At 53.3% G+C, this 21525-nt stretch carries 23 protein-coding genes, 1 tRNA gene and 3 pseudogenes; 17 read left to right on the top strand and 10 right to left on the bottom strand.

Going from position 1 to position 21525, the window contains the following annotated elements:
* Nucleotides 1-128 precede the first annotated feature (128 nt).
* The 3 genes from FG166_RS07695 (at nt 129) to FG166_RS07685 (ending at nt 1985) form a co-directional block, all read left to right on the top strand.
* The gene (locus FG166_RS07695) at nt 129-572 is read left to right on the top strand and encodes an Rrf2 family transcriptional regulator (protein ID WP_075667505.1); all 444 of its coding nucleotides are present in this window, start codon (nt 129-131) and stop codon (nt 570-572) included.
* Between the two features lie 2 nt (nt 573-574).
* A complete protein-coding gene (locus FG166_RS07690; protein ID WP_003684084.1) occupies nt 575-1147 on the top strand; it encodes an NADPH-dependent F420 reductase in 573 nt (190 codons plus the stop codon).
* A 148-nt stretch (nt 1148-1295) separates the two neighbouring features.
* On the top strand, nt 1296-1985 hold the full coding sequence (locus FG166_RS07685; RefSeq protein ID WP_003684085.1) for a class I SAM-dependent methyltransferase: 690 nt from the start codon (nt 1296-1298) through the stop codon (nt 1983-1985).
* A gap of 37 nt (nt 1986-2022) precedes the next feature.
* On the opposite strand, the gene FG166_RS07680 is transcribed toward FG166_RS07685, so the two are convergent.
* The 4 genes and pseudogenes from FG166_RS07680 to FG166_RS09670 all read right to left on the bottom strand — a co-directional run bounded on the left by FG166_RS07680 (nt 2023) and on the right by FG166_RS09670 (nt 4657).
* Nucleotides 2023-2253 (bottom strand): hypothetical protein, encoded by a 231-nt coding sequence (locus FG166_RS07680; protein ID WP_003684086.1) that lies wholly within the window; start codon nt 2251-2253, stop codon nt 2023-2025.
* Nucleotides 2254-2260: 7 nt separating this feature from the next.
* Nucleotides 2261-2854, bottom strand: coding sequence for a CPBP family intramembrane glutamic endopeptidase (locus FG166_RS07675; protein WP_003684087.1), 594 nt, complete (start codon nt 2852-2854; stop codon nt 2261-2263).
* 90 nt (nt 2855-2944) lie between these two features.
* Nucleotides 2945-3463: pseudogene (locus FG166_RS07670) on the bottom strand (methylated-DNA--[protein]-cysteine S-methyltransferase).
* A gap of 114 nt (nt 3464-3577) precedes the next feature.
* Nucleotides 3578-4657: pseudogene (locus tag FG166_RS09670) on the bottom strand (MFS transporter).
* Nucleotides 4658-4864: 207 nt separating this feature from the next.
* On the opposite strand from FG166_RS09670, the gene FG166_RS07655 reads away from it, so the two are divergent.
* The 6 genes from FG166_RS07655 to FG166_RS09795 all read left to right on the top strand — a co-directional run bounded on the left by FG166_RS07655 (nt 4865) and on the right by FG166_RS09795 (nt 10507).
* Nucleotides 4865-5413, top strand: coding sequence for a MarR family winged helix-turn-helix transcriptional regulator (locus FG166_RS07655; RefSeq protein WP_003684094.1), 549 nt, complete (start codon nt 4865-4867; stop codon nt 5411-5413).
* A 222-nt stretch (nt 5414-5635) separates the two neighbouring features.
* Entirely contained in the window at nt 5636-6895 is a 1260-nt protein-coding gene (locus tag FG166_RS07650) for an LCP family protein (RefSeq protein ID WP_003684096.1), read from the top strand.
* Nucleotides 6896-7364: 469 nt separating this feature from the next.
* Nucleotides 7365-7928 (top strand): hypothetical protein, encoded by a 564-nt coding sequence (locus tag FG166_RS07645; protein ID WP_004563015.1) that lies wholly within the window; start codon nt 7365-7367, stop codon nt 7926-7928.
* A gap of 80 nt (nt 7929-8008) precedes the next feature.
* The gene (locus FG166_RS07640) at nt 8009-8476 is read left to right on the top strand and encodes a Dps family protein (RefSeq protein WP_003684103.1); all 468 of its coding nucleotides are present in this window, start codon (nt 8009-8011) and stop codon (nt 8474-8476) included.
* A gap of 169 nt (nt 8477-8645) precedes the next feature.
* Nucleotides 8646-10271 (top strand): ABC-F family ATP-binding cassette domain-containing protein, encoded by a 1626-nt coding sequence (locus FG166_RS07635; protein ID WP_003684107.1) that lies wholly within the window; start codon nt 8646-8648, stop codon nt 10269-10271.
* A gap of 47 nt (nt 10272-10318) precedes the next feature.
* On the top strand, nt 10319-10507 hold the full coding sequence (locus tag FG166_RS09795) for a putative holin-like toxin (protein ID WP_370530682.1): 189 nt from the start codon (nt 10319-10321) through the stop codon (nt 10505-10507).
* 306 nt (nt 10508-10813) lie between these two features.
* On the opposite strand, the gene FG166_RS07630 is transcribed toward FG166_RS09795, so the two are convergent.
* A complete protein-coding gene (locus tag FG166_RS07630; RefSeq protein WP_003684108.1) occupies nt 10814-11167 on the bottom strand; it encodes a HesB/YadR/YfhF family protein in 354 nt (117 codons plus the stop codon).
* A 141-nt stretch (nt 11168-11308) separates the two neighbouring features.
* On the opposite strand from FG166_RS07630, the gene FG166_RS07625 reads away from it, so the two are divergent.
* The 3 genes from FG166_RS07625 to FG166_RS07615 all read left to right on the top strand — a co-directional run bounded on the left by FG166_RS07625 (nt 11309) and on the right by FG166_RS07615 (nt 14778).
* The gene (locus tag FG166_RS07625) at nt 11309-12088 is read left to right on the top strand and encodes a flavodoxin family protein (RefSeq protein WP_003684109.1); all 780 of its coding nucleotides are present in this window, start codon (nt 11309-11311) and stop codon (nt 12086-12088) included.
* Nucleotides 12089-12223: 135 nt separating this feature from the next.
* Nucleotides 12224-13711 carry a glutamate--cysteine ligase gene (locus FG166_RS07620; RefSeq protein ID WP_240839871.1) on the top strand — a complete coding sequence of 496 codons (1488 nt, stop codon included), beginning with the start codon at nt 12224-12226 and terminating at the stop codon, nt 13709-13711.
* Between the two features lie 164 nt (nt 13712-13875).
* Nucleotides 13876-14778: a lactate/malate family dehydrogenase gene (locus tag FG166_RS07615; protein WP_003684111.1), complete on the top strand. Its 903-nt coding sequence runs from the start codon at nt 13876-13878 to the stop codon at nt 14776-14778.
* Here FG166_RS07615 and FG166_RS07610 read toward each other — a convergent pair whose 3' ends face one another.
* Together FG166_RS07610 and FG166_RS07605 are read right to left on the bottom strand one after the other, a co-directional pair.
* On the bottom strand, nt 14779-15348 hold the full coding sequence (locus FG166_RS07610; protein WP_003684112.1) for an LOG family protein: 570 nt from the start codon (nt 15346-15348) through the stop codon (nt 14779-14781). It abuts the gene before it with no gap.
* A gap of 141 nt (nt 15349-15489) precedes the next feature.
* Complete coding sequence (locus FG166_RS07605; RefSeq protein WP_003684113.1) at nt 15490-15855, bottom strand: DUF4828 domain-containing protein; 366 nt, start codon at nt 15853-15855, stop codon at nt 15490-15492.
* 164 nt (nt 15856-16019) lie between these two features.
* Between FG166_RS07605 and FG166_RS07600 the strand changes: the two genes are divergently transcribed.
* The 3 genes from FG166_RS07600 to FG166_RS07590 all read left to right on the top strand — a co-directional run bounded on the left by FG166_RS07600 (nt 16020) and on the right by FG166_RS07590 (nt 18494).
* Entirely contained in the window at nt 16020-17030 is a 1011-nt protein-coding gene (locus tag FG166_RS07600; protein WP_003684114.1) for a Gfo/Idh/MocA family protein, read from the top strand.
* Between the two features lie 12 nt (nt 17031-17042).
* Nucleotides 17043-18356 carry a DEAD/DEAH box helicase gene (locus tag FG166_RS07595; protein ID WP_035431223.1) on the top strand — a complete coding sequence of 438 codons (1314 nt, stop codon included), beginning with the start codon at nt 17043-17045 and terminating at the stop codon, nt 18354-18356.
* Between the two features lie 65 nt (nt 18357-18421).
* Nucleotides 18422-18494: transfer RNA gene (locus tag FG166_RS07590), tRNA-Arg, on the top strand.
* Between the two features lie 195 nt (nt 18495-18689).
* On the opposite strand, the gene FG166_RS09790 is transcribed toward FG166_RS07590, so the two are convergent.
* From FG166_RS09790 to FG166_RS07580, 3 genes are all read right to left on the bottom strand, one after another.
* The gene (locus FG166_RS09790) at nt 18690-18746 is read right to left on the bottom strand and encodes a hypothetical protein (RefSeq protein WP_349816441.1); all 57 of its coding nucleotides are present in this window, start codon (nt 18744-18746) and stop codon (nt 18690-18692) included.
* A 270-nt stretch (nt 18747-19016) separates the two neighbouring features.
* Entirely contained in the window at nt 19017-19451 is a 435-nt protein-coding gene (locus FG166_RS07585) for a GtrA family protein (RefSeq protein WP_003684117.1), read from the bottom strand.
* Nucleotides 19452-19460: 9 nt separating this feature from the next.
* Nucleotides 19461-19907 carry a flavodoxin gene (locus FG166_RS07580; RefSeq protein WP_003684119.1) on the bottom strand — a complete coding sequence of 149 codons (447 nt, stop codon included), beginning with the start codon at nt 19905-19907 and terminating at the stop codon, nt 19461-19463.
* Nucleotides 19908-20019: 112 nt separating this feature from the next.
* Between FG166_RS07580 and map the strand changes: the two genes are divergently transcribed.
* Nucleotides 20020-20877, top strand: a complete 858-nt coding sequence (map, locus tag FG166_RS07575; RefSeq protein ID WP_021349826.1) for a type I methionyl aminopeptidase — start codon at nt 20020-20022, stop codon at nt 20875-20877.
* A 155-nt stretch (nt 20878-21032) separates the two neighbouring features.
* A pseudogene (locus FG166_RS07570) lies at nt 21033-21525 on the top strand (LTA synthase family protein); the annotation flags it as partial.

The following is a 21525-nucleotide window of genomic DNA, read 5'->3' as shown; positions in this document are numbered from 1 at the left end:
AAAAAGCGGTCGGGTGACCCCACCGCTTTTTTTATTTGAATTAGTGTTACTAAAAAAGTTGCACTTCCAAAAAGTAAGTGTTATCCTAAGGCCAAGTTGAAAGAGAAAAGAGAAAGGAGGGGGACACGATCGCCAATACCCGCGTTAGTGATCTACTGCAGATCCTCGTTTACCTAAAGGTCCACCAAGGAGAAGAGGTATCTAGCCAGATTCTCGCCTCGAGTTTAAAAACCAACCCGAGTCAGGTGCGCAAGATGATTGCCCAACTACGGGCCGCCGATATTTTAGCGGCCCGGCAAAACAACCGCTACGATAACTTTGCCCGTGACCTTGATCAGATCACGGTGTTGGACGTTTACCGGGCCACCGCGCCCAAGAACCCCTTCTTGGTGCCGGATCAAGAAACCTCGGGCCAGTGTAGCGTCGGGGTCGCCTTTCCGGAGGTGATTACCAAGCACTTTGCTGAGGTTCAAGTCGGGATTGAACAGCGCCTGGACCAAATTACGGTTCAACAACTGGTCGACGAGACACTTGCTAACATCGCAGAACACGAAAACAAAAAGGAAGCTTAATCATGAAAATTACAATTTTTGGTAAGGGTAACATGGGGCAAGCCATTGGCCACAACTTCGAACTGGCCGGTAACACAGTCACCTACGTAGGTTCCAATGATGACATTTTTAGCTTGGGGGACCTGGTGATCATGGCGGTACCGTACCCGGTGTTGGCAGACTTAGCCGACCAATACGGTGACCAATTGGCCGGTAAGGTGGTCGTGGACATCACCAACCCGCTCAACTTTGAGACCTGGGACGAATTAGTGGTTCCCGCCGACAGCTCGGCCGCCCAGGAACTGCAAAAGCGCCTGCCAAACAGCAAGGTCTTAAAGGCCTTTAACACGACCTTCGCCGCTACTCTGCAAAGCGGCCAAGTTGGCGGCCAACAACAAACGACCGTCCTGGTGGCCGGTGACGATGATGACGCCAAGGCGACCTTCAAGGAGGCTTTAAAGGGCAGTCCCTTGGCCGTACTCGATGCCGGCAAGCTCAAGCGGGCCCGTGAACTGGAAGCAACTGGCTTCTTGCAAATGACCTTGGCCGCCAGTGAACAAATCGGCTGGACCGGCGGCTTTGGGGTGATTAAGTAGGAAGTGCGACTAACCTCCTCGATAGACCGTTTGGCTAAGCTAGGCCAACAGTTGAAAATTAAAACCGACCCTCAGCAAATTTGGCTGGGGGTCGGTTTATTTCCCGGGAAATTGGTATAATTAGCAAAACAAGTTCCCGGAGGAAATAATGATGAAACGTACCGTTGACGCCCCGCTGGTCCCCATTTTGTTAGGGCTGGCCGGGATTTTAGAATTAGTGGCGGGAATGGCGGGTCACACTTGGATCACCGTCCCGTTGGCGCTCGTATTTTTCGCTTGTACCTACCTGTATCTGCGCACCTCGCTGGTTGGCAAATACAAGATCATTGACCGGGTGGTGGGTAAAACCCGGATCGCCGCTACGGATCAGGTTTTAGACCTCGGATGTGGTCACGGCGCCGTGATGCTAGCCGTGGCTAAGCACTTAAGGGCGCCCGGCAAGGTAACCGGGATTGACATCTGGAAGAGGGTCGACCAATCTGGCAACCGCCAGGCGGCCACCCAAGCGGTAATTGAAGCGGCCGGGGTTAGCCAGGTTGCGCAACTGCAAACCGCCGACATGACGGCGTTACCCTTTAATGACAACCAATTCGACGCCGTTTTTGCTAGCCTGTCGCTCCACAACGTCAAGCCCAAGCAAGCGCGGCGCCAGGCATTGACCGAGGCGCTGCGGGTTCTCAAGCCCGGCGGCCGGTTAGCGATCATCGACATTGAACACAGCGGTGAATACCGGCGGGCGCTGGCCACGCTAGGCGCCCAGGAAATTGAAGTTACCAACGCCGGCCTCGATGGGGTCTACGGGGTGATGGTGACGCGGGTGTTAACGGCAAGCAAGTAAAAAGGATCGGGAGAAAAAATGGTTCTCCCGGTCCTTTTTAAATGCCACCAAAAATGTATAGGGACGCCCCAACTAAGACGACGCCGGTCACGATCAGGGCCGGCCGCATCGAAGCCTTAATTCCCAGCCCGCTGAGGCGTTGGAAGAGGCGGTTAGTGCCGGTTGGGTGTTCGATTTCCTTAGCGAAGACCCCCAGGTAGATGACGATGATGCCGGCGATCAAGAGCAGGGTGGCGATTAACAGGTTCGCGGTTTGCAAAAAAAACACTCCTCAATTAGGTGAATAGGGCAATCAAAGCGGAAACGGTGTTTAAGAGGGCGTGGATCCCCCAGCTGGTGTACAGCGAACCGCCACTACGGCGTTCGTTGAGCCAGCCCAGGCAGTAGCCAATCACCATTTCGATTAGGACGATGATCAGGGTGACCAGCCAGTTCCCAGCGCCCGCCAGCAAGAGGCCGTGGACCGCCCCAAAGCAAATTGCCTGGGTGAGGTTGGCGGGCAAAAAGCCGAAGCGGTCCTGGAGGCGCTTGAGTAAGAAGCCCCGGAAAAGGATCTCCTCGGGCAAAGAGGTCCCCACGATCGCGTACACCAGCGCAGCCGGGATGCCGGCGAAGCCCCGGTGGTTGAAAACGAAGGTGGCCAAGATCCCGTGGTCGACAATCAGGGGGAGGGGGATCGCCAGTAAGAGGGTAAACAAGACGACGATGACGGTCGTCAGCCAGGTGCGTTGGACCGGCGGGAGGAAAAAGCCCAACCAACGGTCGAAGCGGACTTGGCGCCGGGTGACAATTAACCACCACAAAAAGGGGATGGTCAGGGCGAGGACCAGTTCCCCAATGGCGTTAATGGCTTGGTGGATCAATAACACGGTACGGGCTCCCTTCGCAATGAATTACTTTAATTATAAGATAAATAAAGGTGGGGCGCCCCCTGTTTGTTCAAAAAATTTCCCGGGAAATTAGGATGGCCAAGAAAAGTCACTTGCCAAATGCCCTTCTAATTCAAGTAGGGCGATTTTACGTTCTAAGCCACCTCCGTAACCGGTCAAGTTACCGTGCGCCCCGATGACCCGGTGGCAGGGGATGAACAAGGAGAGGTGGTTTTTACCGACGGCGTTGCCGACCGCCTGGGCGGACATGGACGTCCGGTGGCGAAGCTTCGCCACCCGTTTAGCTAGCTCGCCGTAAGTTACCAGGTGGCCGTAGGGGATCGTCAGTAACCGTTCCCAAACCTGTCGTTGGAAGGGGGTTCCCTGAACGTGGAGGGGCGGTAGCCAAGTCGGGGCTTGGCCGGCAAAATATTCGTCAAGCTAGCGGCGGGCCTGGTCTAGTGCCGGGCTGGTTCCTGCTTGGGCGTCGTCTTCAACCGTATCGGCATAGTAGCGGCCGTCTTCAAACCAGAGGCCGCACACCCCTTGTTCGTCGCTGACCAGTAAAATGTCACCTAAAGGGGATTGGTAATGGCAGGTAGTTTGCATAGGGGCGCCTCCTTTTTACCTAAATTATAGCTTACTTAATGGTTGGTTCGATAATGAAATATGCGGCCCCCATTGGGATGAGGGCAACCGCCGTCAGGATGAAGAAGACGGTGATTAGGCTCGTGGCATCAGCAACCTGGCCCAAAAAGGGGTGGCAATCCCACCGATGCTGATGGCAAGGCCGAGGGTAACCCCGGAAGCCAAGCCCATCTGGTTAGGCAAGTAGCGCTGGCCCAGTAGGACAATCGCGCTGTAAGGGATGAAAATTAACATCCCGATCGGCAAGAGGAGGGCGCTGGCAACGGTAACGCTCTTGGTTAAGCTAAAGGCTAGCAACAAGAAGGGCATGATGGTAAAGGCGAACCGAATCGTTTTGACGGCGCCAATGTGGTCGACCAAGTGACCGCCGATGATCGTTCCGGTCGCCCCCACGATAAAGAGAACGCTGAGGGCTAAACTCCCGCTGGTGTTGGACTGCTTGAGAATGTGCATCCAGTAGAGGACCAAGAAGGTGTTAAACCCGTAAAAAATAATTAAACGCCCGAATAAAACGCAAGCTAAAATGGCGAAGTGGCGCCAGTCGTCTTTAACCGGAACCGGGGAGCCACTTTCTCGTTGCCGCTTTTGTTACCAGTGTTGGGCTGATTACCAACGCATGGCGGGGAAGTAGTGCGCTAACAATAAGGCTACTCCGCCGCCCACCAGGATAAAGAGGCCAACCCCGGAAATCCCCAGGGCGTTAGCGACCAAAGTGACCGTGATCGGCCCGCAGGCAAAGCCCAGGTTACCACCAAAGGAGAAAACGCTCAGGGCGTGGCCCTGGTTAACATCGGCCAAACCGTTAACCAACTTGGCGGCGTCGGGGTGGTAGGCGGCGATTCCGACCCCGCAGACTAAGCAGCTGGTAATCAAGAGGAAGTATTGGTTATCCCAACCGAGCGTCCCGAAGCCCAGACCGGTGATTAAAAGGGCCGGGATAATTATCCAACCGGTACGGAAACGGTCGGATAAAAAGCCAAACAGCGGTTGAATAATTGAAGAAACCAGGTTCATGGCAAAGACCAGGGTGGCGGCAATGGCGTAGTTGAAGTGGTGTTGGGCAATTAAGAGGGGTAACAGGGCGGCCAACGCCCCCTGGCTAAAGTCAACGACAAAGTGGCCCAGCGAAAGGCCGTATACGTATTTTGATAACATGGTCAATTCTCTTCCTCGATTGAATTTTTCAGCCAGTGCCTTAAGCGCCGGACCGGGGTGACTCCCCGCCAGTACCGGGAGCGGGGTCCTAAAGTGTAAATTACTTCGGTGACGAAATAAATTGACTTCCCGCTTCGCTGGGGTTATCCTAAAGCCATCGGTACCGAAGTAAATTAAAATCAACCTAATACGAAGGGATGAAGTAACATGACGGAAATCAACGACCAAGAGTTAATGCATAAGCTGATGAAGACGGTGAAGGGCCTGCACAAACGGGTCCACGGCTCCGGCCCAATGGGGGGCAAGTGCCACCACCACGAACACGGACCAAACGGCCAGGGCTGCCCAATGCACGGCGGCATGGGCCCAGGCATGATGATGGGGAGGCACCACATGCCGCCATTTGCCAAGCCGGGGCTGGGGCATGGTCACAGTCGCGAACACCTCTTAGTGTTAATCGGTAAGCACCCTGACGGTATTCGGCAAAAGGAACTGGCCGAGGGCTTTGGTATCAACCAATCCTCGACTTCCGAGCTGGTTAGCAAGTTAGAAGACGACGGCTACCTAAAGCGCGAGGTTGACCCGAAGGATAAGCGGGCAACCCTGCTCTTCTTAACCGACCTGGGTAAGGCACGGGCCGCCGAAGTGGAAGACGCCCAAAAGACGATGTTTGAGGGGCTCTTTAAGAACCTGACGGCGGAAGAAAAGCAAACCTTTGGTGACCTGTTAGATAAAATCCGCGGTGACCAAAATTAGAAGAATCTGGGACGCATCTGCGAATGGGTGCGCCCCTTTTTTAATCCCGTAGTCGACGTCCGTTCGCTGAACGCCCGTCAGCTCGCCTTTTGACTGGTGAAAAATAAGTAAAGACCTTACGGATTTATTAAAATCACCGGGGCAAATTGACCACAATTAGATGGTTCTGATAAAGTGGTAACGTTAGTAAAAATGTTATATCACTGTTGAGGTATTGTAGTTATGAACGAAGAAAACGAAACGCGTGCCGACTACCGGCGCCGGGTAAACAACCAACCCGAGTCTGGTACGAACGGTGCCGGAACCGGTGGCAACGGGCGCAATCCCCACCCGCCATACTACCGGGGCGGTAAGAAGTGGTTTAAGTGGGTGAAGCGGATCATCTTCTTGATCCTCTTGTTAATTGTGGCCGGGGGGGCCTATGAATACCACCAAATCAATAGCACCGCTAAGGATGTCTTCTCTAGCGGGAGCGGGAAGATCTCAGCGAAGTTAAAGGCCGGTAAGCCGATCTCAATTTTAGCGATGGGGACCGACGTGGGGGCCTTAAACCGGGGGAATACCGGTGGGAACACCGATACCCTGGAATTGATCACGATTAACCCCAAGAAGAAGACGATTACAATGACCTCGATTCCGCGTGATACCCTGATCAAGGTGAACACCGACGAAGGGGCCGATTACGTTAAGATCAACGCCACCTACCAAATCGGCGGGGCCAAGCAAACCGTCAAGCAGGTTAAGGAATTACTCGGCGTACCGATTGATTACTACGCCGTGATCAACATGGGGGTCTTGGAAAAGGTGGTTAACGCCGTTGGTGGGGTCACCGTCGACAACCCGTTCGCCTTCACTTATGAAGGGCACCACTTTAAGAAGGGGAAGCAACACTTGAACGGGGCCAACGCCCTGAAGTACTCCCGGATGCGTTACGACGATCCAAACGGGGACTACGGCCGGCAAAAGCGCCAGCAACAAGTGATGGAATCCGTCATCAAGACCTTTAAGAAGTCCGGGAGCATCACCGCGGCCAACGACATCTTAAAGGCCGTCGGGGACGGGGTGAAGACCGATATTCCGATTGACAACGTGGCTGCTTTGTACACCAACTACCACGCCGCCATGGATAACGTTAAGACCTACCACATGCAAGACCTGGATGCGACGATCGAAGGGGTTTCCTTCCAAATCGCCACGCCAAAGGAAATTAACCGGATTTCTAAGTTAATTCGGACCCAATTAGGCTTGAAGACCAAGACCGTTACCAACGCCGAAACAAGGATGTACAACGAGCAAACGACTTACGATGGTTACACCAACGTTAACTTTGTTCTACCAAACGGGGCTTCTTACAATAGCCCGGGCAGCGGCACCAGTTCTTCTTCGACCAGCTCTAGCTACGGCACCAGCTCTTATGGCACTAGTTCATACGGGACTAGCTCCTACGGGACGGGGACCACGGGCTCAGCGTTCGGTTATTAGTGAAATTAAGGGGCAGTGACCAATGTGTCACCGCCTCTTTTTTGATGCTTTTTTCTCTACCGTTGGGAAGGTCGGGAGCCACTTCCAGTTTGAGGACAAAGCGGCAAATAGGACAGGACAAATCTGCAAATTTACGCAAAATGGAAGTGCGACCCAACGGCTTGTCGAGGAGGTTGGTCGCATTTCCAGATAACGTGCTCCCAACCACAGGCTTAGTGGCTAAGTACGGGCAGAGAACAGTGCGTACCGCACTAACCCCCGCCCTAGCTTAGCCCAACGGCCTGTCGAGGAGGTTGGTCGCACTCACTTTATTGCACAAATCCAAACATTTGTCCTGTCTCCCCTCCGCAGTCTGGTTCGTTTCTTTCCACCGCTTTTGCTTATCCTTGATCCTTATCAATTCACTTTTGGGCCGCAAGCGCTACAATGATCCCAGATTGGGAACACTTAAAATTGGATTGGAGGAATTTTGATGACTAAATACCGTGCGGAAATTAAGCCGCTCAACGCCGCCAAAATTGGGACTGAGGCGCACGGCTACGTAGAATTCACCACCGAAGGCGATAATCTCCACATTAAGTTGGAGATGTTTGATACCCCCGCTAACATCCAGCACTGGGAGCACTTCCATGGTTTCCCGGATGGCAAGGACGCCAGTATTCCAACTGAGGCCCAAGACGTTAACCACGATGGCTACATTGACCTACCGGAAACCGAGCCCGTCTCCGGGACGACGATGGTGCCACTGGATGCCGCTCCCCACGAGATGAACATCCCCAACGATAACTACCCGGTGGCCGACGCAACGGGCTACTACAGTTACGAAAAGGACGTCCCGTTGGCTAAGCTAGAGGCTAAGTTCAAGGAGGTCTTCCACGACCAAGCACTGGCCCTTGATAAGCGGGTCGTCTACGTCCACGGGGTACCGGCGGAATTAGAATTGCCGGCGACCGTGGCGGGTAAGCTTAACGACAAGTACGAACAACACGTTACCTTACCGATTGCCGCCGGTAAAATTGAACGCCTAGACTAGGGGCGTTGCGCGTTTAAGCAAAACATTTGAAAGCGGTTTTAAATTGTGTTACCTTATTTACGTAAAGGGAGGTTTAATTCATGAAATACGAAAAGACCAAGGAAGTACTCAACCAACTCGTTGCTGACCTGAGCCAACTGGTGATGGTGGTTCACCAAACCCACTGGTACATGCGCGGGGAAAACTTCTTGAAGCTCCACCCGCTGATGGACGACTGGATGGACGATTTGAACGGCCAACTAGACGAAATTTCCGAACGGCTGATCGCCCTTGATGGTTCACCATACTCCACCCTTAAGGAAATGGCGGAACACACCAAGATTCCCGACGAACCAGGCAACTGGAACAAGTCAACGCCCGAACGGTTCGAAGTGCTAGCCAAGGACTACCGTTACTTAGCCGATCTCTACCAGCAGGGGATCGAAATTAGTGACGATGAAAAGGACTTCTCCACCCAGGACATCTTCATTGGCTTCAAGACCGCGACCGAAAAGCGGCTTTGGATGATCCAAGCGGAACTGGGGAAGGCTCCGGAACGGGACCTCTAAACACAGCGCACAATCTAAGCAACGCTCGCCAAGTGGTGGGCGTTGCTTATTTTATGAAGATTAAGTTTTGATGACGCCCGTTTTGATTGAGTAGGGAGGCTTGCCCGGAAGCGTTAGTTCGTGCTAAATTGGTGAGAGCAAAATTTTAGAAAACACGAGGAAATTGCACGTGATTACCATTACTGACCTGAGCCTGAACCTGTCAGGCCGGACCTTGTACCGCGACGTTAACCTCAAGTTCACGCCTGGTAACTGCTACGGGGTGATTGGGGCGAACGGGGCCGGCAAGTCCACCTTCTTAAAGCTGTTGGAAGGGAAGATGAGCCCGACGACCGGGACGATTTCGATTGGCCCTAACGAACGGATGACCTCCTTAAACCAGGACCACTTCGCCTTTGACGACTGCACGGTCATGGACACCGTGATTCAGGGCCACGCCAAGCTGTACCAAATCATGCAAGAAAAAGACGCCCTCTACGCCAAGCCGGACTTCTCCGATGAAGACGGGGTGAAGGTGGCCGAACTGGAAGCCGAATTTGCCGAAATGGACGGCTGGAACGCCGAAGCCAACGCCTCCCAACTCCTCCAATCACTGGGGATTCCGGAAAGCCTACACGACACCTTGATGGGTGAACTGGCCGAAAGCGACAAGGTGAAGGTCCTCTTGGCCCAAGCCCTGTTCGACTCGCCAGACATCCTTTTGCTAGACGAACCGACCAACGGGCTGGACGTTCACACGATCGCCTGGCTGGAAGACTTCCTGGCCGGCTACGATAAGATCGTGATCGTCGTCTCCCACGACCGTCACTTCTTAAACCAAGTCTGCACCCAGATGTGTGACGTAGACTTCCAAAAGATCAAGCTCTACGTGGGGAACTACGACTTCTGGTACGAATCTAGCCAACTGGCTGCCCAATTAGCCGCCAACCAAAACGCTAAGAAGGAAGAAAAGATCAAGGAGCTCCAAGAGTTCATCGCCCGCTTCTCGGCCAACGCCTCCAAGCACAAGCAGGCCACTTCCCGTAAGAAGCAGTTGGAAAAGATCACCTTAGAAGACATCCAACCGTCAATGCGTAAGTACCCCTACATCAAGTTTGAACAGGACCGACCGCTGGGAAACGACCTATTAAAGGTGGAACACATTTCCCACACCGTTGACGGCGAAAAGTTGTTAAACGACGTCTCCTTCTTGATCCGGCCGGGCGAAAAGGTGGCCTTCTTGTCCCGCAACGACATGGCGACGACCGTCTTGATGCAAATTATTGCCGGGGAAATAACGCCGGACGAAGGGACCGTTATCTGGGGCCAAACGACCTCTACTAACTACATGTCCCGTGACTTAAACGCCGCCTTTGATAACGATGAATTGACGATCATTGACTGGTTGCGCCAATTTGCCACCAAAGAGGAAAACGACAATACCTTCCTGCGCGGCTTCTTAGGGAAGATGCTGTTCTCCGGGGAAGAAATTGACAAGCAAATCAAGGTCCTTTCCGGGGACGAAAAGGTGCGGTGCCTCTTATCCAAGATGATGTTGCAACACGCCAACGTCTTATTGATGGACGACCCGACCAACCACCTCGACCTGGAATCGATCACGGCGCTAAACGACGCCATGGAAAGCTTCCCAGGCTCGATCCTCTTCACCAGCCACGACCACGAATTCATTCAAACGATTGCTGACCACCTGATTGAAGTGGGACCAAACGGCTTTGTGAGCCGCGCCGACACCACTTACGATGACTTTTTGGCCCACCCGACGGCCCAAGAACAAGTGGCCGCCCTGTACGAATAATAAACTAACCCCCCCAGGAACGCGACGTTCCCAGGGGGTGTTTTAGTATCAGCTATAAAAGGGGAAACCTTGGTCTTGATGTTTCCCGTAAAATAAAGGGCTCCAGTCGGGTTCGTAAAGCGAACTACTGGAGCCCTTTTGTTGTACTGCGCGTCTTTCAGGCGCTAACCCTGATGCTGATGTTCGGCACGTTTGTAATAACGTTGTTGGATTACATCAAGAAGCATCACAAATAGAAAAAGCCGTCCTACAAAATAACTTTGAGCAGTTATAGGACGACTTTATGTCACATATAACAACGCCAGTGCCTTTTTAGCGACCTGCGCTGGAGTCCTGTTATCAGCAGGGCTCCTTTGGTATTTCCATTATAACCTAAAAGGCTAAGCGTGGGGAAGTAGGTAGGTTCACACTCACTCTGATAACGTGCTCACCAGCCGCAGGCCTAGTGCCTAAGTACGGGCGAAGAACGGTGCGTACCACACCAACCGTTCGCCCTAGCTTAGCCCAACGGCCTGCCAAGTGGGCTGGTTCACACTCACTCCTTACGGTTCCGTCTTGGAAGAGTGGGCGTGGGTGTCTAGCTTAGAGCCGTCGTTAGGGGTGTAGTAATAAACAGGGCCGTCGATGGACTTGTCGTAGTCGACTTGGACGTCGAGGCCTTCAAAGAACCAGTTTTCTGATTCTTCGATGTAGTAGTGAACACCGTCAACGACTTGGTCGACCAGTGGCTGAACTGGTTGGTCGTGCCGGCTCATCCCGGTTGAGAACCCTTCGTGGGCGTTGGTTTCACCGTAAACCCGGCCGAAAAAGTGGACCCCGCCACCTTCGGGAACGCCCATGCCCTCACGGAACCACTTACTTGCTTCGGGGGAGATGCTAATCTTAGAAACTGCCATATCGAAATCTCCTTTGTATTCGGTTTCAAATTAACCCTAGGATAGCATATTTACCAGCGGGCGCCAAATGAATGGCTCAATTTCAACTTAGTGCGGAATTTGCTATAATAACCCTAATTGAAAAAAGGGGGTGGCAGATCGATGCGAGCGTTAGCAATCTTAGCGTCACATAAACAAACCGGTATTTCCGGACAGATGTTGGCGGCGACAACCGCCGGGTTAACAATGGATCCGGCGTGGGAAGTGGAGACCATCTACCTGGCGGATTACCAGATTGGACCGGATTATCCGGGGCACCCCAACCCGGTGTTGCGGGAGTTAGAAAAGAAACTGCTGGCGGCTGACGTGTGGATCATCTCATCACCCACTTATCTAGGGAACATGAGTGGACAATTGAAAAACTTCTTTGACTGTTTCCGGCGCCGCTTTTACCGTGAGGACCACACCGGACGGTTATTTCCCGGGAAATTTGCCGGCAAGCGTTACGTATCGCTGACTTCGTGTTACGCCGGCCCAATCAAAAACTTTATCTTTCGGGCCTCCAACCCACCCCTGGAACAGGTCGATAAGGTGCTGCTCGATGCCGGCCTCGTTAAGGTGGGCGAAGCGGTGCAAACGGGGACCTGGAAGATGAAGGAACTCCCCCAGGCCAAGGTGGCGGAGCTAACTAAGCTGGGTCAAGAAATTGCCAACCCGCACGTAAAAGAGAGGTGGACCTTAACCGTGTTCAGATACATAGTTTTATTCTTTACAATTGCCTTGGTGACCCTGATTACGATGGGGCTCCAAACCTGGCTCTTCAGTTTCTTAGCCGTTGCAGCCACCTTCTGGCTGTCCTGGTCGGTGTTCGTGGTGATTTTCTTTGCCATCCTGTCGGTCATTTTGCATATTTTGACCGTTATGCAACACAAGTTTAAGTAGGGGCGGTGCGTGATTAATCGTGAAAACGGTGTCGCCCGTTCAAAAACAAGTGCTATAATGAACTCCTTGAGGAAAAATTAATTGAAAAGGGCCCCCGGGCCTTGTGAGGTGACAATGATGGATCGATGTGCGGCAATGCGAGAAGCAATGCATGAGCCAGAATTACGGGCGAAGTTATTTGCGGGAAGCTTTGGGATGCGGATGCAAGCCCACCGTGTGTTAACTGACGGTCGGGCGAGCCGTTACCCTTACCCGAGTCAACTGGGTTCACGGGTGAAAAACCCCTACCTAACGAGCGGAATTTCTGATAATCTGATGGAATTCAACGCCGTGATTATGAAGGGGAGCGAGGCGGCCGTCCGCCAGCTGCAAATCCTTCAGCAGATCGTTGACCGCCAGATGGAAAGCCAGGAACGCTTGTGGCCGTTAACGATGCCCCCGGCCCTGGTCTACAAGTACGACCTCGATTTTTTGAGTTATAACTGCTCACGCCCCGACCAAAAGGATTTTTACCACTACCTAGTCGGCAAGTACGGCATTAAGTCGCTGTTGATGGGGGGAGTTCACGTCGGTTACGGCCTGGACAAGCAGCTGCTAGAGGAAATCTACCACCGCTTCTACCAGGACAAGTACCGGCGCCAAGCTGATTTCCAAAACCACCTCTACTTTAAGCTCGCCCAGGGCTTTTACCGTTGGCAATGGCTCTTTACTTACCTGTTTGGGGCCAGCCCGGTGGCGACCAGCGTCAAAGACATCGTGGCGCCGGAGTTAGAACACCAGGTCCGGTCTTTGCGTAATTCCAAGTATGGCTTCACCAACTTACCAAACGAGCAGGTTGATTACAGTTCTTTGGACGCCTACATCAACAGCTTGGCCGACTACCTTGAAAACGGCACCTACCAAAACTTCCACGAGTACTTTGGGCCGGTCTGTTTGCACGGGCGGACCAGCAACTTGGAAAAAACGATCAACGATGGGGTTCAATACATCTCGATGCGCGGCTTTGACACCGATCCGTTCTCCAAGGCCGGGATCTCAGAGGATACCTTAAACTTCCTCGAACTGGTCATGATCTACACCCTCCTGACGGAAACGCCGGACGACATGGCCGACAAGGTAAGGGTCGCCACCGAACGAAACGAGCAGGCCGCCCTCCAGGAACCAACCGCCCAGGAGGACTGGATGAAAGAAGAGGGGCTTGATTTCGTCAACCAGCTGGAAGCCTTCTGCGAGGAGTACGACGCCCCGCGCAAATACCGGTTGGCCCTGAAGTTTGTTCAACGCCGGATTGAAGACCCGAGCTTAACGATTGCCGGACAGATGGCTTCCAAGATGGAAAACGGCATGATGCTTTCCTTTGGCCTGAAGGTGGCCAACGACCGTTACTTGGAGCTGGTGCAATCCAGCCAACCGTTAGCCGTGATCGCTAAAGGGTACTCGGTGACCGCCCAGGAATTGATCCGGGCGGCAATCGTGCTGGGGATCCAAGTGTGGTTAGACCACGGGGTCCGCTTCAACGTGGGCGACCACGAGGAACTGCTGCCGGCGGACGTGGACCTGCCCCTAGAAGAGGGACCGCAACAATACCTGCTAAACCTCTTCCCGGAAGTGGGTAACGAATAAAGAAAGTGACCAATCAAATAGGGGCTGGGAGCAGGGGTTCCCAGCCCCTTATTATTAGTTTCAAATCTTAGTATAGAAGACGTGGCCAATCACCGCAGGCCTAGCTTAGTCATCCGGCCTGCCGAGAAGGTCATTGGCCACGCTTTTTAATTGGAGGAATCATCATGCGAACCATTGCCGTAATTGGCTTAACTAATTTAGGAGTCACCTTGGCGCGGCTGTTAGCGGCCACCAACCGGGTCGACCGCCTGGTATTATTGGACCAAGATGATCAAATTGCGGTGGGCCTGGCCGCTGACCTGGCTGCCAGCCCGGCGCCCCACTGTGAAGTGGTGATCCAAGATCCGGCCGCCCTCAAGGCCGCTGACGTCTTGGTGGTGACGATTGGGCAGCGTTTCTTGGGCCAACCGGATTCGTTTGCGCAACTGGCCGGCAACGTCCAAGCAATTCAAGAATGGCGCTCCGCCGTTACCGAAAGTGGCTTTAGCGGGGTGGTCTTGAACTTGGCGACGCCTAACGAAGCCTTGACCGGTTTGATCCAACAAGAGTGGCAGTTACCGGTCCAGCGGGTACTGGGGACCGGTACGATTACCGATACGGCCCGCTTGCACCAGGTGGTGGCGGCGGCGGTGGAGCAACCGGCCAGCTCGGTAACCGGCTACATGCTGGGCCAGCACGACGGCAACCTGGTGCCAATCTGGTCGAGCGTCCGGGTCAACGGGCGGTCGATTGAGGAGCCGATTAACGGCCATTCCCTGGATACCGCCAAGCTCTTGGTGGACGTTCGAGAGGAGGAGTACCGGGTGTTGACGACGGTCGACAAGGGCAGTTACACTCTGTGCTCGTGGGCGTTGGCGATCCTGGATGTTTTATTACAAAACGGGAGCACCGTGCTGCCAGTTGCGGTCTATCAGCCGCAGTATCAGTGCTACATGTCCTTCCCGGCCCAAATTACCCGGGCGGGGGTGGGCCAGTTCTGGTTGCCCCGCTTGTACCCGGTTGAAGAAGCCCAACTAAAAGTGGCCGCCACCGCGATTAAGACGCAGTTGACGGCCATGCAGGGCTAGTTATTCGTAAGTACGGATCGCCGGAGCCTGGTAATGATTCATGAAGTCGGCGACCTCATCAAAGTTGGTGGCGAACTTAATTGCGTTGACGTAGGGCGGTTCGGTAAAGCCGGTCATCTCCATCGTGGCCAGCATGTCCTTTAAGGGTTGGTAGAAGTTGCGGTAGTTGTAGAGGGCGACCGGTTTAGCGTTATCGCCCAGGGCGGTCCAGGAAAAGGCCTCGCTAACTTCTTCTAGGGTTCCCAGGCCACCGGGGAGGGCGAGTAAGCCGTCCGCCATTTCCATCATTTGGTTCTTGCGGGTGTTCATGTCGTCAACGATTTCTAGGCTGGTCAGGTCCGGGTGGCTAGTGCCCCGGTTGGCCAGTTCTTCGGTAATCACCCCGTGGGCCTGGCCACCGGCTTCCAAGACGGCGTCGGCCACCGCCCCCATGAGACCGAAGCGACCGCCACCGTAAACCAGGGCGACGTCGTGTTCGGCCATCTGGTGGCCAAAGTCAGTTGCCATTTCCATAAAGGAAGGGTCCTGCCCAGCGCGGGCGCCGCAATACACTGCTAATCGTTTTAACATCCTATTCTTCCTTTCCGCAAATCAGATGTTTTTATTATACCGCAGCGAAACGGAAGTGGGAAATCCCCTGGGTGTGTTAGGAGAAAGAGGAGAGTAGATAAAAAAAGGGGCCGGGAAGCTAACCTTCCCGGCCCCTTTATGTTATTGCACTGGTTCGATTTGGTATTCTTGGTCGTCCGCCTCATCGATCAGGCGGGTGGGCCGCTGCTCGTTGGCCTTGATCGTGATGTGGTAACCAAATTTATCGAGGTAGACAAGTTGATCGGTGCTAACGTGTTGAACGTTAGCCGGAATCACCTGGTTATCGATCCCCAATTCGAGTTCAGGTGAGATGGTAATGACGTGGGTCCGGTCCCGCTCCTCATCGTAATAGCGCCAGGTGCCGGCGTAAAAGATCGGTAAGGAGGTTGAACGTTCGTTTTTCTTTTTTGAGTGGCTGAAACCAAGCGAACTAGTGATTCCAGCCATTAGTCCCGCGCCGAACAGTAACATTCCCTTTTTCCGCATTTTACATACTCCCCACTTTATAAACTTGCCTTATCATTCGATAGCATCGGCTTTAAACAACATATATTATACACAGAATGTTGATGAGAAAAGATTTCATTTCTGTTAAAAACCAGGGGAAGTTGTTAAAATAGTAGTAACATGAGAAAAAAGGAGAATTTACGATGCTCAAGCTTGGAATTATTGGAACCAACATTATCACCGATCAAATGTTAGACGCCGCTAAGACGACTGGTCAATACCAATTGACGGCGGTCTACTCCCGGACCCTGACCCGGGCCAAGGAATACGGGGAACCGTACGGCGCCACCGCCTTCTACGACTCGCTGGAGGACTTCTTTGATGAAGGCGACTTTGACGTGGTTTACATCGCCTCACCAAACAGCAAGCACTACGAACAGGCCCGCCTGGCGATCGAAAACGATAAGTTTGTGATCCTAGAAAAGCCAGCCTTCGTCAACCCGGAAGAATTCAGCCGGATTGAATCGTTGCTAGCCGCCCACCCCAAGGCCCGCCTGGTCGAAGCCGCGCGCCACATTCACACCGGCCTCTTCCACGCTGGTGAAGACCAATTAAAGAAGATGGACACGATCCAAGGGGCTAACATCACCGTGATGAAGTACTCTTCGCGCTACGACAAGGTCCTAGCCGACGAGAAGCCGTATCCGAACATCTTCACGCCGGAATTTGCCGGGGGGGCTTTGATGGACCTCGGGGTTTACGCCGTATACGGGGCGGTGACCCTGTTTGGCGTGCCGGACAGCGTCGTTTACTTCCCAACTATGACCAAGTCTGGCGTTGACGGAATGGGGACGGCCATCTTAACCTACGACCAGTTTGCCGTGACCCTGAACTTCGGTAAGACCGCTAACTCCCACCTGGTTTCCGAAATCTACGGCCTAAAGGACACCCTGGTCTTTGATTCGATCTTTGACACCACCAAGGTGACCTACTTCGATGCCAACCAGGAACCAACGGAACTGGAGGCGCCGTACTTTGAAAACTCGATGGTCGATGAATTAAACGACTTCGCCGCTCTGTTTAACGCTCCGGACGACCCAGAACAAGTGGCCAACTACAAGCGTTGGCAAACCCTAAGCCGGGAAGTGAACGCCGTCATGTACAACCTGCGTGAATCGGCGGAGCTCACTTTCCCAGCTGACAACAACCGCTAGAGGATGATTGATTTGATTGAACAGTTTCAAACCCACTTTGAAGAACGCAACTTCAAACAACTGACCGCCATTCAAGAGGCGGTCCAAAAGCCCTTAGAAGAGGACAAGACCGTCTTTGGGATCGCCCCGACCGGCTCGGGGAAGACCCTGGCCTTCACCTGGCCGCTGTTACCCAAGGTGATGAAGGGGCAGGGAACCCAAATCCTGGTCCTCGAACCGTCACAGGAATTGGCCCTGCAAACCACCCGGGTGATGCGGGAATGGGCGGCCTTACTGGGGCTTAAGGTCCACTCCGCGACCGGGGGCGCTAACCTGCGCCGCCAAACGGAACGGTTGAAAAAGGAGCGCCCTGAAGTCGTCGTGGGGACGCCGGGGCGGATCCTTCACCTGCTAGACACCCGTGACCTCAAGTTAAACAACTTAGCCACGTTGGTGATCGACGAAGCCGACGACCTCTTGCGCGACGACACCCAAGCGGTGGTCGAAGACATTGAGCGGGCAACGCCACTAGACACCCAGTTGGCCTTTTTCTCCGCCACCCAATCAACGACCTTGGAACAGCTCGACGTCTTGTTTGGCCGCGACCTGGTCAAGATTGACGTGCGGGCCCAGGATCACTCCCGCGGCCCGGTTAAGCACGGGTTGGTGGTGGCCCGGACGATGAGTGACAAAGCGGTGATGCTGGAACGGCTCAGTCAAACCAAGAACTTCCGGGCGCTGGTCTTTTTCACTAGCATTAAGACTCTCCACTACACCGCCAGCCGCTTACGCCACGACGGTATTTCATCAGCCACTTTGGGCGGGCGGCAGCGCCAAACCGAACGTGAAACGGTGATGCGCCAGTTCCGCAAACACCAAGTTAAGCTCTTGTTGACAACGGACGTGGCGGCCCGGGGCCTGGACATTCCTAAGCTCCCGGCGGTGGTTAACTTCGAGCTGCCGAACACGGCGGATGGCTACGTTCACCGGACGGGCCGGACCGGGCGCCAGGGGGAACCAGGCCTGGTGGTCAACCTTGGGGACGACCACGACTTCCGCGACCTCAAGAAGCTTTTGGCCGACACCGACTACCAGCTGGAGCCGATGACGATCGACAAGCGCCAGTTGGTTTCCGGCGAGGACGCTAAGAACGCGGGGAAGTCGGTTGAAAAGGCGACCGTCAAGGCGGTGCAAAAGCGTCAACACGACGCCAAGGGAAACCCGAAAAAAGAAGTGGTACGCACGCTAGATTCCTTCAGCCAGCCTGCCAAGGCCAAGCACAAAAAGAAGAACCGCAAGAACAAGGGGATTCGCTTGAAGCACCGGCGCAAAAACGAAGAGCAATAAAAGTAACAAGAAGATTATCGCACCTTTACAAGTCCGGTAAAGAATGCGATAATTTTTCTTGTGTTGGTCCCATAGTATAATTGGATAGTACGTCCGCCTCCTAAGCGATTGATCCCGGTTCGATTCCGGGTGGGACCATAAGAGCAATAGGTTAGCCGTAAACAAAGGCAACTAATTCTCCCAATTTGGTATTTCGTGCTATAGTGAAGATACAAAAAGGAGCCCTGCGCCAACAGGACTCCGACGCAGGTCGCTAGAAAGGCGATGGCGTTGTTACGAGAATCTAAAGTCGTCCCATAACTCGTCCAAAGTTATAATGTGGGACGGCTTTTTCTATTTGTGATGCTTTTTGATGTAATCTAGCAACGTTAGTACAAACGTGCCAAACATCAGCATCAACGTAAGTGCCCGAAAGACACTCATTAGCTGTGAAACCTTTCTGAAGATTCTTCCATGTTTCCATAGACCTCATCTCACCAGGAAAAGACAGCCACCGCCCTTATAACTTCCTGCCTTTCCATTATACGGGAACTTCAGCATAAAACCAAGAACTCTTGTTTGTTATATGATCCCTATGACATTTGGAAAGACTTCCTCAAAAGAAAACTCCGGTCAATTCGCATTTCGCGGACTGACCGGAGTTTATTTGGTTAGCGACTACTACCGCTTAGCAATTTTTTCGTTGTCCTTAAAGATCAGCCACCGCGAGAAGATGTAGTTGGCGACCACGACCACCACGTTATCAACGATCTTCACCATTAGTTCTTGGATTGGGGTGTTGAGCTTTAACAAGGTCACCCCTACGAACATGAAGGCCATGTCGATCAAGAGGGTGAGGCCCCGGTAAAAGGAGAACTGGGAGATCTCAATCCAAAAGGCCTTCCAAGTGGTGTAATGGGAGTTAAAAACCCAGACCTTGTTGGTGAGGTAGGCAACTAAAACGGATAAAAACCAGGCCGTTACATTGGCCACCTGGTAGTTCCAGTGGACCCCTGAGGAGAGGAACTGGAACGACACGATGTTGACCAGGGTGGTGACCACACCCCAAAAGAGGTAGGCGATCACTTGGCCGTACTTGTTCCAGAGTTTGCGCATGACGGCCTCCTAGCCTAGCTTGGCCACGAGGTCCTTGGCAAAGCTGACCAAGCGTTCCTCGTCTTCGGCATCTGGGGCGAGGTTGATGTGGACGTTTTCGCTCCCCTTGGTGGCACCCGCTTGTTCAAAGGCGGCGCCAAATTCGTCAACGGCCTTGCAGTAATCATCACCGTAGAAGGTGTCACCGGAACCAGCGACCCCGTAGACTTTTCCAGCTAAGTCGGCTTCCTTTAAGTCATCAAAGAAGTCGAGCCCTTCGTCAGGCAGGGAGCCTTCGTCGTAGGTGTAGGGGCACACCACGCAAAGGTCGACGTTATCGAAATCGGCGACGTCGGCCATCGTCATTTCGGTCATTTCAACGTCAACGCCGAGGTCCTCCAGGGCGCCGGTGACCATGTCGGCGACGTCCTCATTGTTTCCGGTAATGGTGGCGTAAACCACGAGTGCTTTTGCCATGATTATCCCTCCAAAGATTTGAACGATTTGTAATTTTAAAACCTTCGATAGTATAGCACATTCAAAGAGTGCTATACTGGTAAGAGTTTATAAAATGTAAGGAGTAGTGTGAATGATTAGCTTAAAATCACCACGGGAAATCCGTGCGATGGAAAAGTCCGGCGCCGTTTTAGCCGGGATGCACCTGGGGATTCAAAAGATTATTCGGCCGGGCATTTCGAGCTGGGTAATCGAAGAATTTGCCCGTGATTACTTCAAGCAAGCGGGGGCGATCGCCGCTCAAATTGGCTTTGAAGGGTACAAGTACGCAACCTGTGTGAGTGTTAACGATGAAATTTGTCACGGTTTTCCGCGCAAGAAGTTGATCTTAAAGGATGGCGATCTAGTTAAGGTCGACACGGTGGTCAACCTCGACGGCGCCTTTTCCGATTCTTGCTGGTCGTACGCCGTGGGCACCCCGTCACCGGAGATTGCCAAGCTGATGGACGTCACTAAGAAGTCCTTGTACATGGGGATTGACCAGTGCGTACCGGGCAACCGGATTGGTGACATTGGTGCCGTAATTCAGCACTACACCGAAGACGAAAATGGCTACGGGGACGTCAAGGAATTTGTTGGCCACGGAATCGGACCCACGATGCACGAAGACCCAATGGTACCTCACTACGGGGAAGCCGGCCACGGCCTACGCCTACGCAAGGGGATGACGATCACGGTGGAACCGATGATTAACACCGGCACTTGGCAAGCCGACACCTCCGATCCGTCTGGCTGGCTGGCTAAGACGGCCGACGGTGGCTGGTCGTGCCAATACGAGCACACCCTGGTAATTACGGAGGACGGGCCAAAGATCCTGACCTCCCAAGATCCGGAAGCGGACGCCAAGTACCTGTACGATGATGAGTACGCCAAGGAATTGGCCCACTACGGCGAGATTGCACGGCGGGTGGCCAAGAAGTACGAAGAATAGATAATTGGGGGGGAAAACCACTCTTCAATGTAGGCCGGCCTTAGGTGGTGGGGCTACGGAGGTTTTCCACGTTATCTAGGGGACAATAAAATAGAATTAGGGGTTGGAAGAAACGGTTATTTTCTTTCAACCCCACTTTTTATAAAGGTAGTAACATGAAAAAAATAATAGCGAACTCTGGTTGGCTAATCGCCCTTCTCTTGACGGTGATGAACCTCTGGATGTGGGATTCACAACTTCAGTTTAGTAATTACTCGGAAAACAACCTCAAGATGGCGGTTCTCCAGTTAGTCCACGTGATTTTGATTATTGCCGAGCTGTGGTTGTTAATGCAACTTGGGCGAACTTTGAAGCGACACCGGCTTTGCCGCACCCGCGTCGTCACCACCTGGTTAGTCCTGGTGGCCTATGGGGCCGGTTCAGTCCTCCTTCAACTAGTTTGGAAGAACCAGTTTTACTTCAGCGACCTCTTAAACGCCGTTTTCCCAATCACCCGGAATATCTTTCCGCTGGCAACGGCCTACATTATCGCCATGGCGACCTTTCCGCGGGTTAACGAACTATCCGAAGTTAACCGACGCTTCCTCGGAAAAGTACTAGTGGGGATGTTTCTCTTACAGAAGAACCAGGTTATCGGTGAGCACCAAA

The sequence above is a fragment of the Limosilactobacillus fermentum genome (assembly GCF_013394085.1).
Classification (GTDB): domain Bacteria; phylum Bacillota; class Bacilli; order Lactobacillales; family Lactobacillaceae; genus Limosilactobacillus; species Limosilactobacillus fermentum.
Note: the sequence above shows the minus strand (reverse complement) of the source record. Positions and strands in the feature narration are given on the sequence as shown.

Coding starts and splice junctions, on each gene's coding strand:
- FG166_RS07655 (WP_003684094.1), top strand. CDS start 4,865: ATGACGGAAATCAACGACCAAGAGTTAATGCATAAGCTGATGAAGACG.
- FG166_RS07605 (WP_003684113.1), bottom strand. CDS start 15,855: ATGCGGAAAAAGGGAATGTTACTGTTCGGCGCGGGACTAATGGCTGGA.
- FG166_RS07580 (WP_003684119.1), bottom strand. CDS start 19,907: ATGGCAAAAGCACTCGTGGTTTACGCCACCATTACCGGAAACAATGAG.
- FG166_RS07610 (WP_003684112.1), bottom strand. CDS start 15,348: ATGTTAAAACGATTAGCAGTGTATTGCGGCGCCCGCGCTGGGCAGGAC.
- FG166_RS07650 (WP_003684096.1), top strand. CDS start 5,636: ATGAACGAAGAAAACGAAACGCGTGCCGACTACCGGCGCCGGGTAAAC.
- FG166_RS07615 (WP_003684111.1), top strand. CDS start 13,876: ATGCGAACCATTGCCGTAATTGGCTTAACTAATTTAGGAGTCACCTTG.
- FG166_RS07630 (WP_003684108.1), bottom strand. CDS start 11,167: ATGGCAGTTTCTAAGATTAGCATCTCCCCCGAAGCAAGTAAGTGGTTC.
- FG166_RS07600 (WP_003684114.1), top strand. CDS start 16,020: ATGCTCAAGCTTGGAATTATTGGAACCAACATTATCACCGATCAAATG.
- map (WP_021349826.1), top strand. CDS start 20,020: ATGATTAGCTTAAAATCACCACGGGAAATCCGTGCGATGGAAAAGTCC.
- FG166_RS07640 (WP_003684103.1), top strand. CDS start 8,009: ATGAAATACGAAAAGACCAAGGAAGTACTCAACCAACTCGTTGCTGAC.
- FG166_RS07620 (WP_240839871.1), top strand. CDS start 12,224: ATGCGAGAAGCAATGCATGAGCCAGAATTACGGGCGAAGTTATTTGCG.
- FG166_RS07625 (WP_003684109.1), top strand. CDS start 11,309: ATGCGAGCGTTAGCAATCTTAGCGTCACATAAACAAACCGGTATTTCC.
- FG166_RS07585 (WP_003684117.1), bottom strand. CDS start 19,451: ATGCGCAAACTCTGGAACAAGTACGGCCAAGTGATCGCCTACCTCTTT.
- FG166_RS07685 (WP_003684085.1), top strand. CDS start 1,296: ATGATGAAACGTACCGTTGACGCCCCGCTGGTCCCCATTTTGTTAGGG.
- FG166_RS07690 (WP_003684084.1), top strand. CDS start 575: ATGAAAATTACAATTTTTGGTAAGGGTAACATGGGGCAAGCCATTGGC.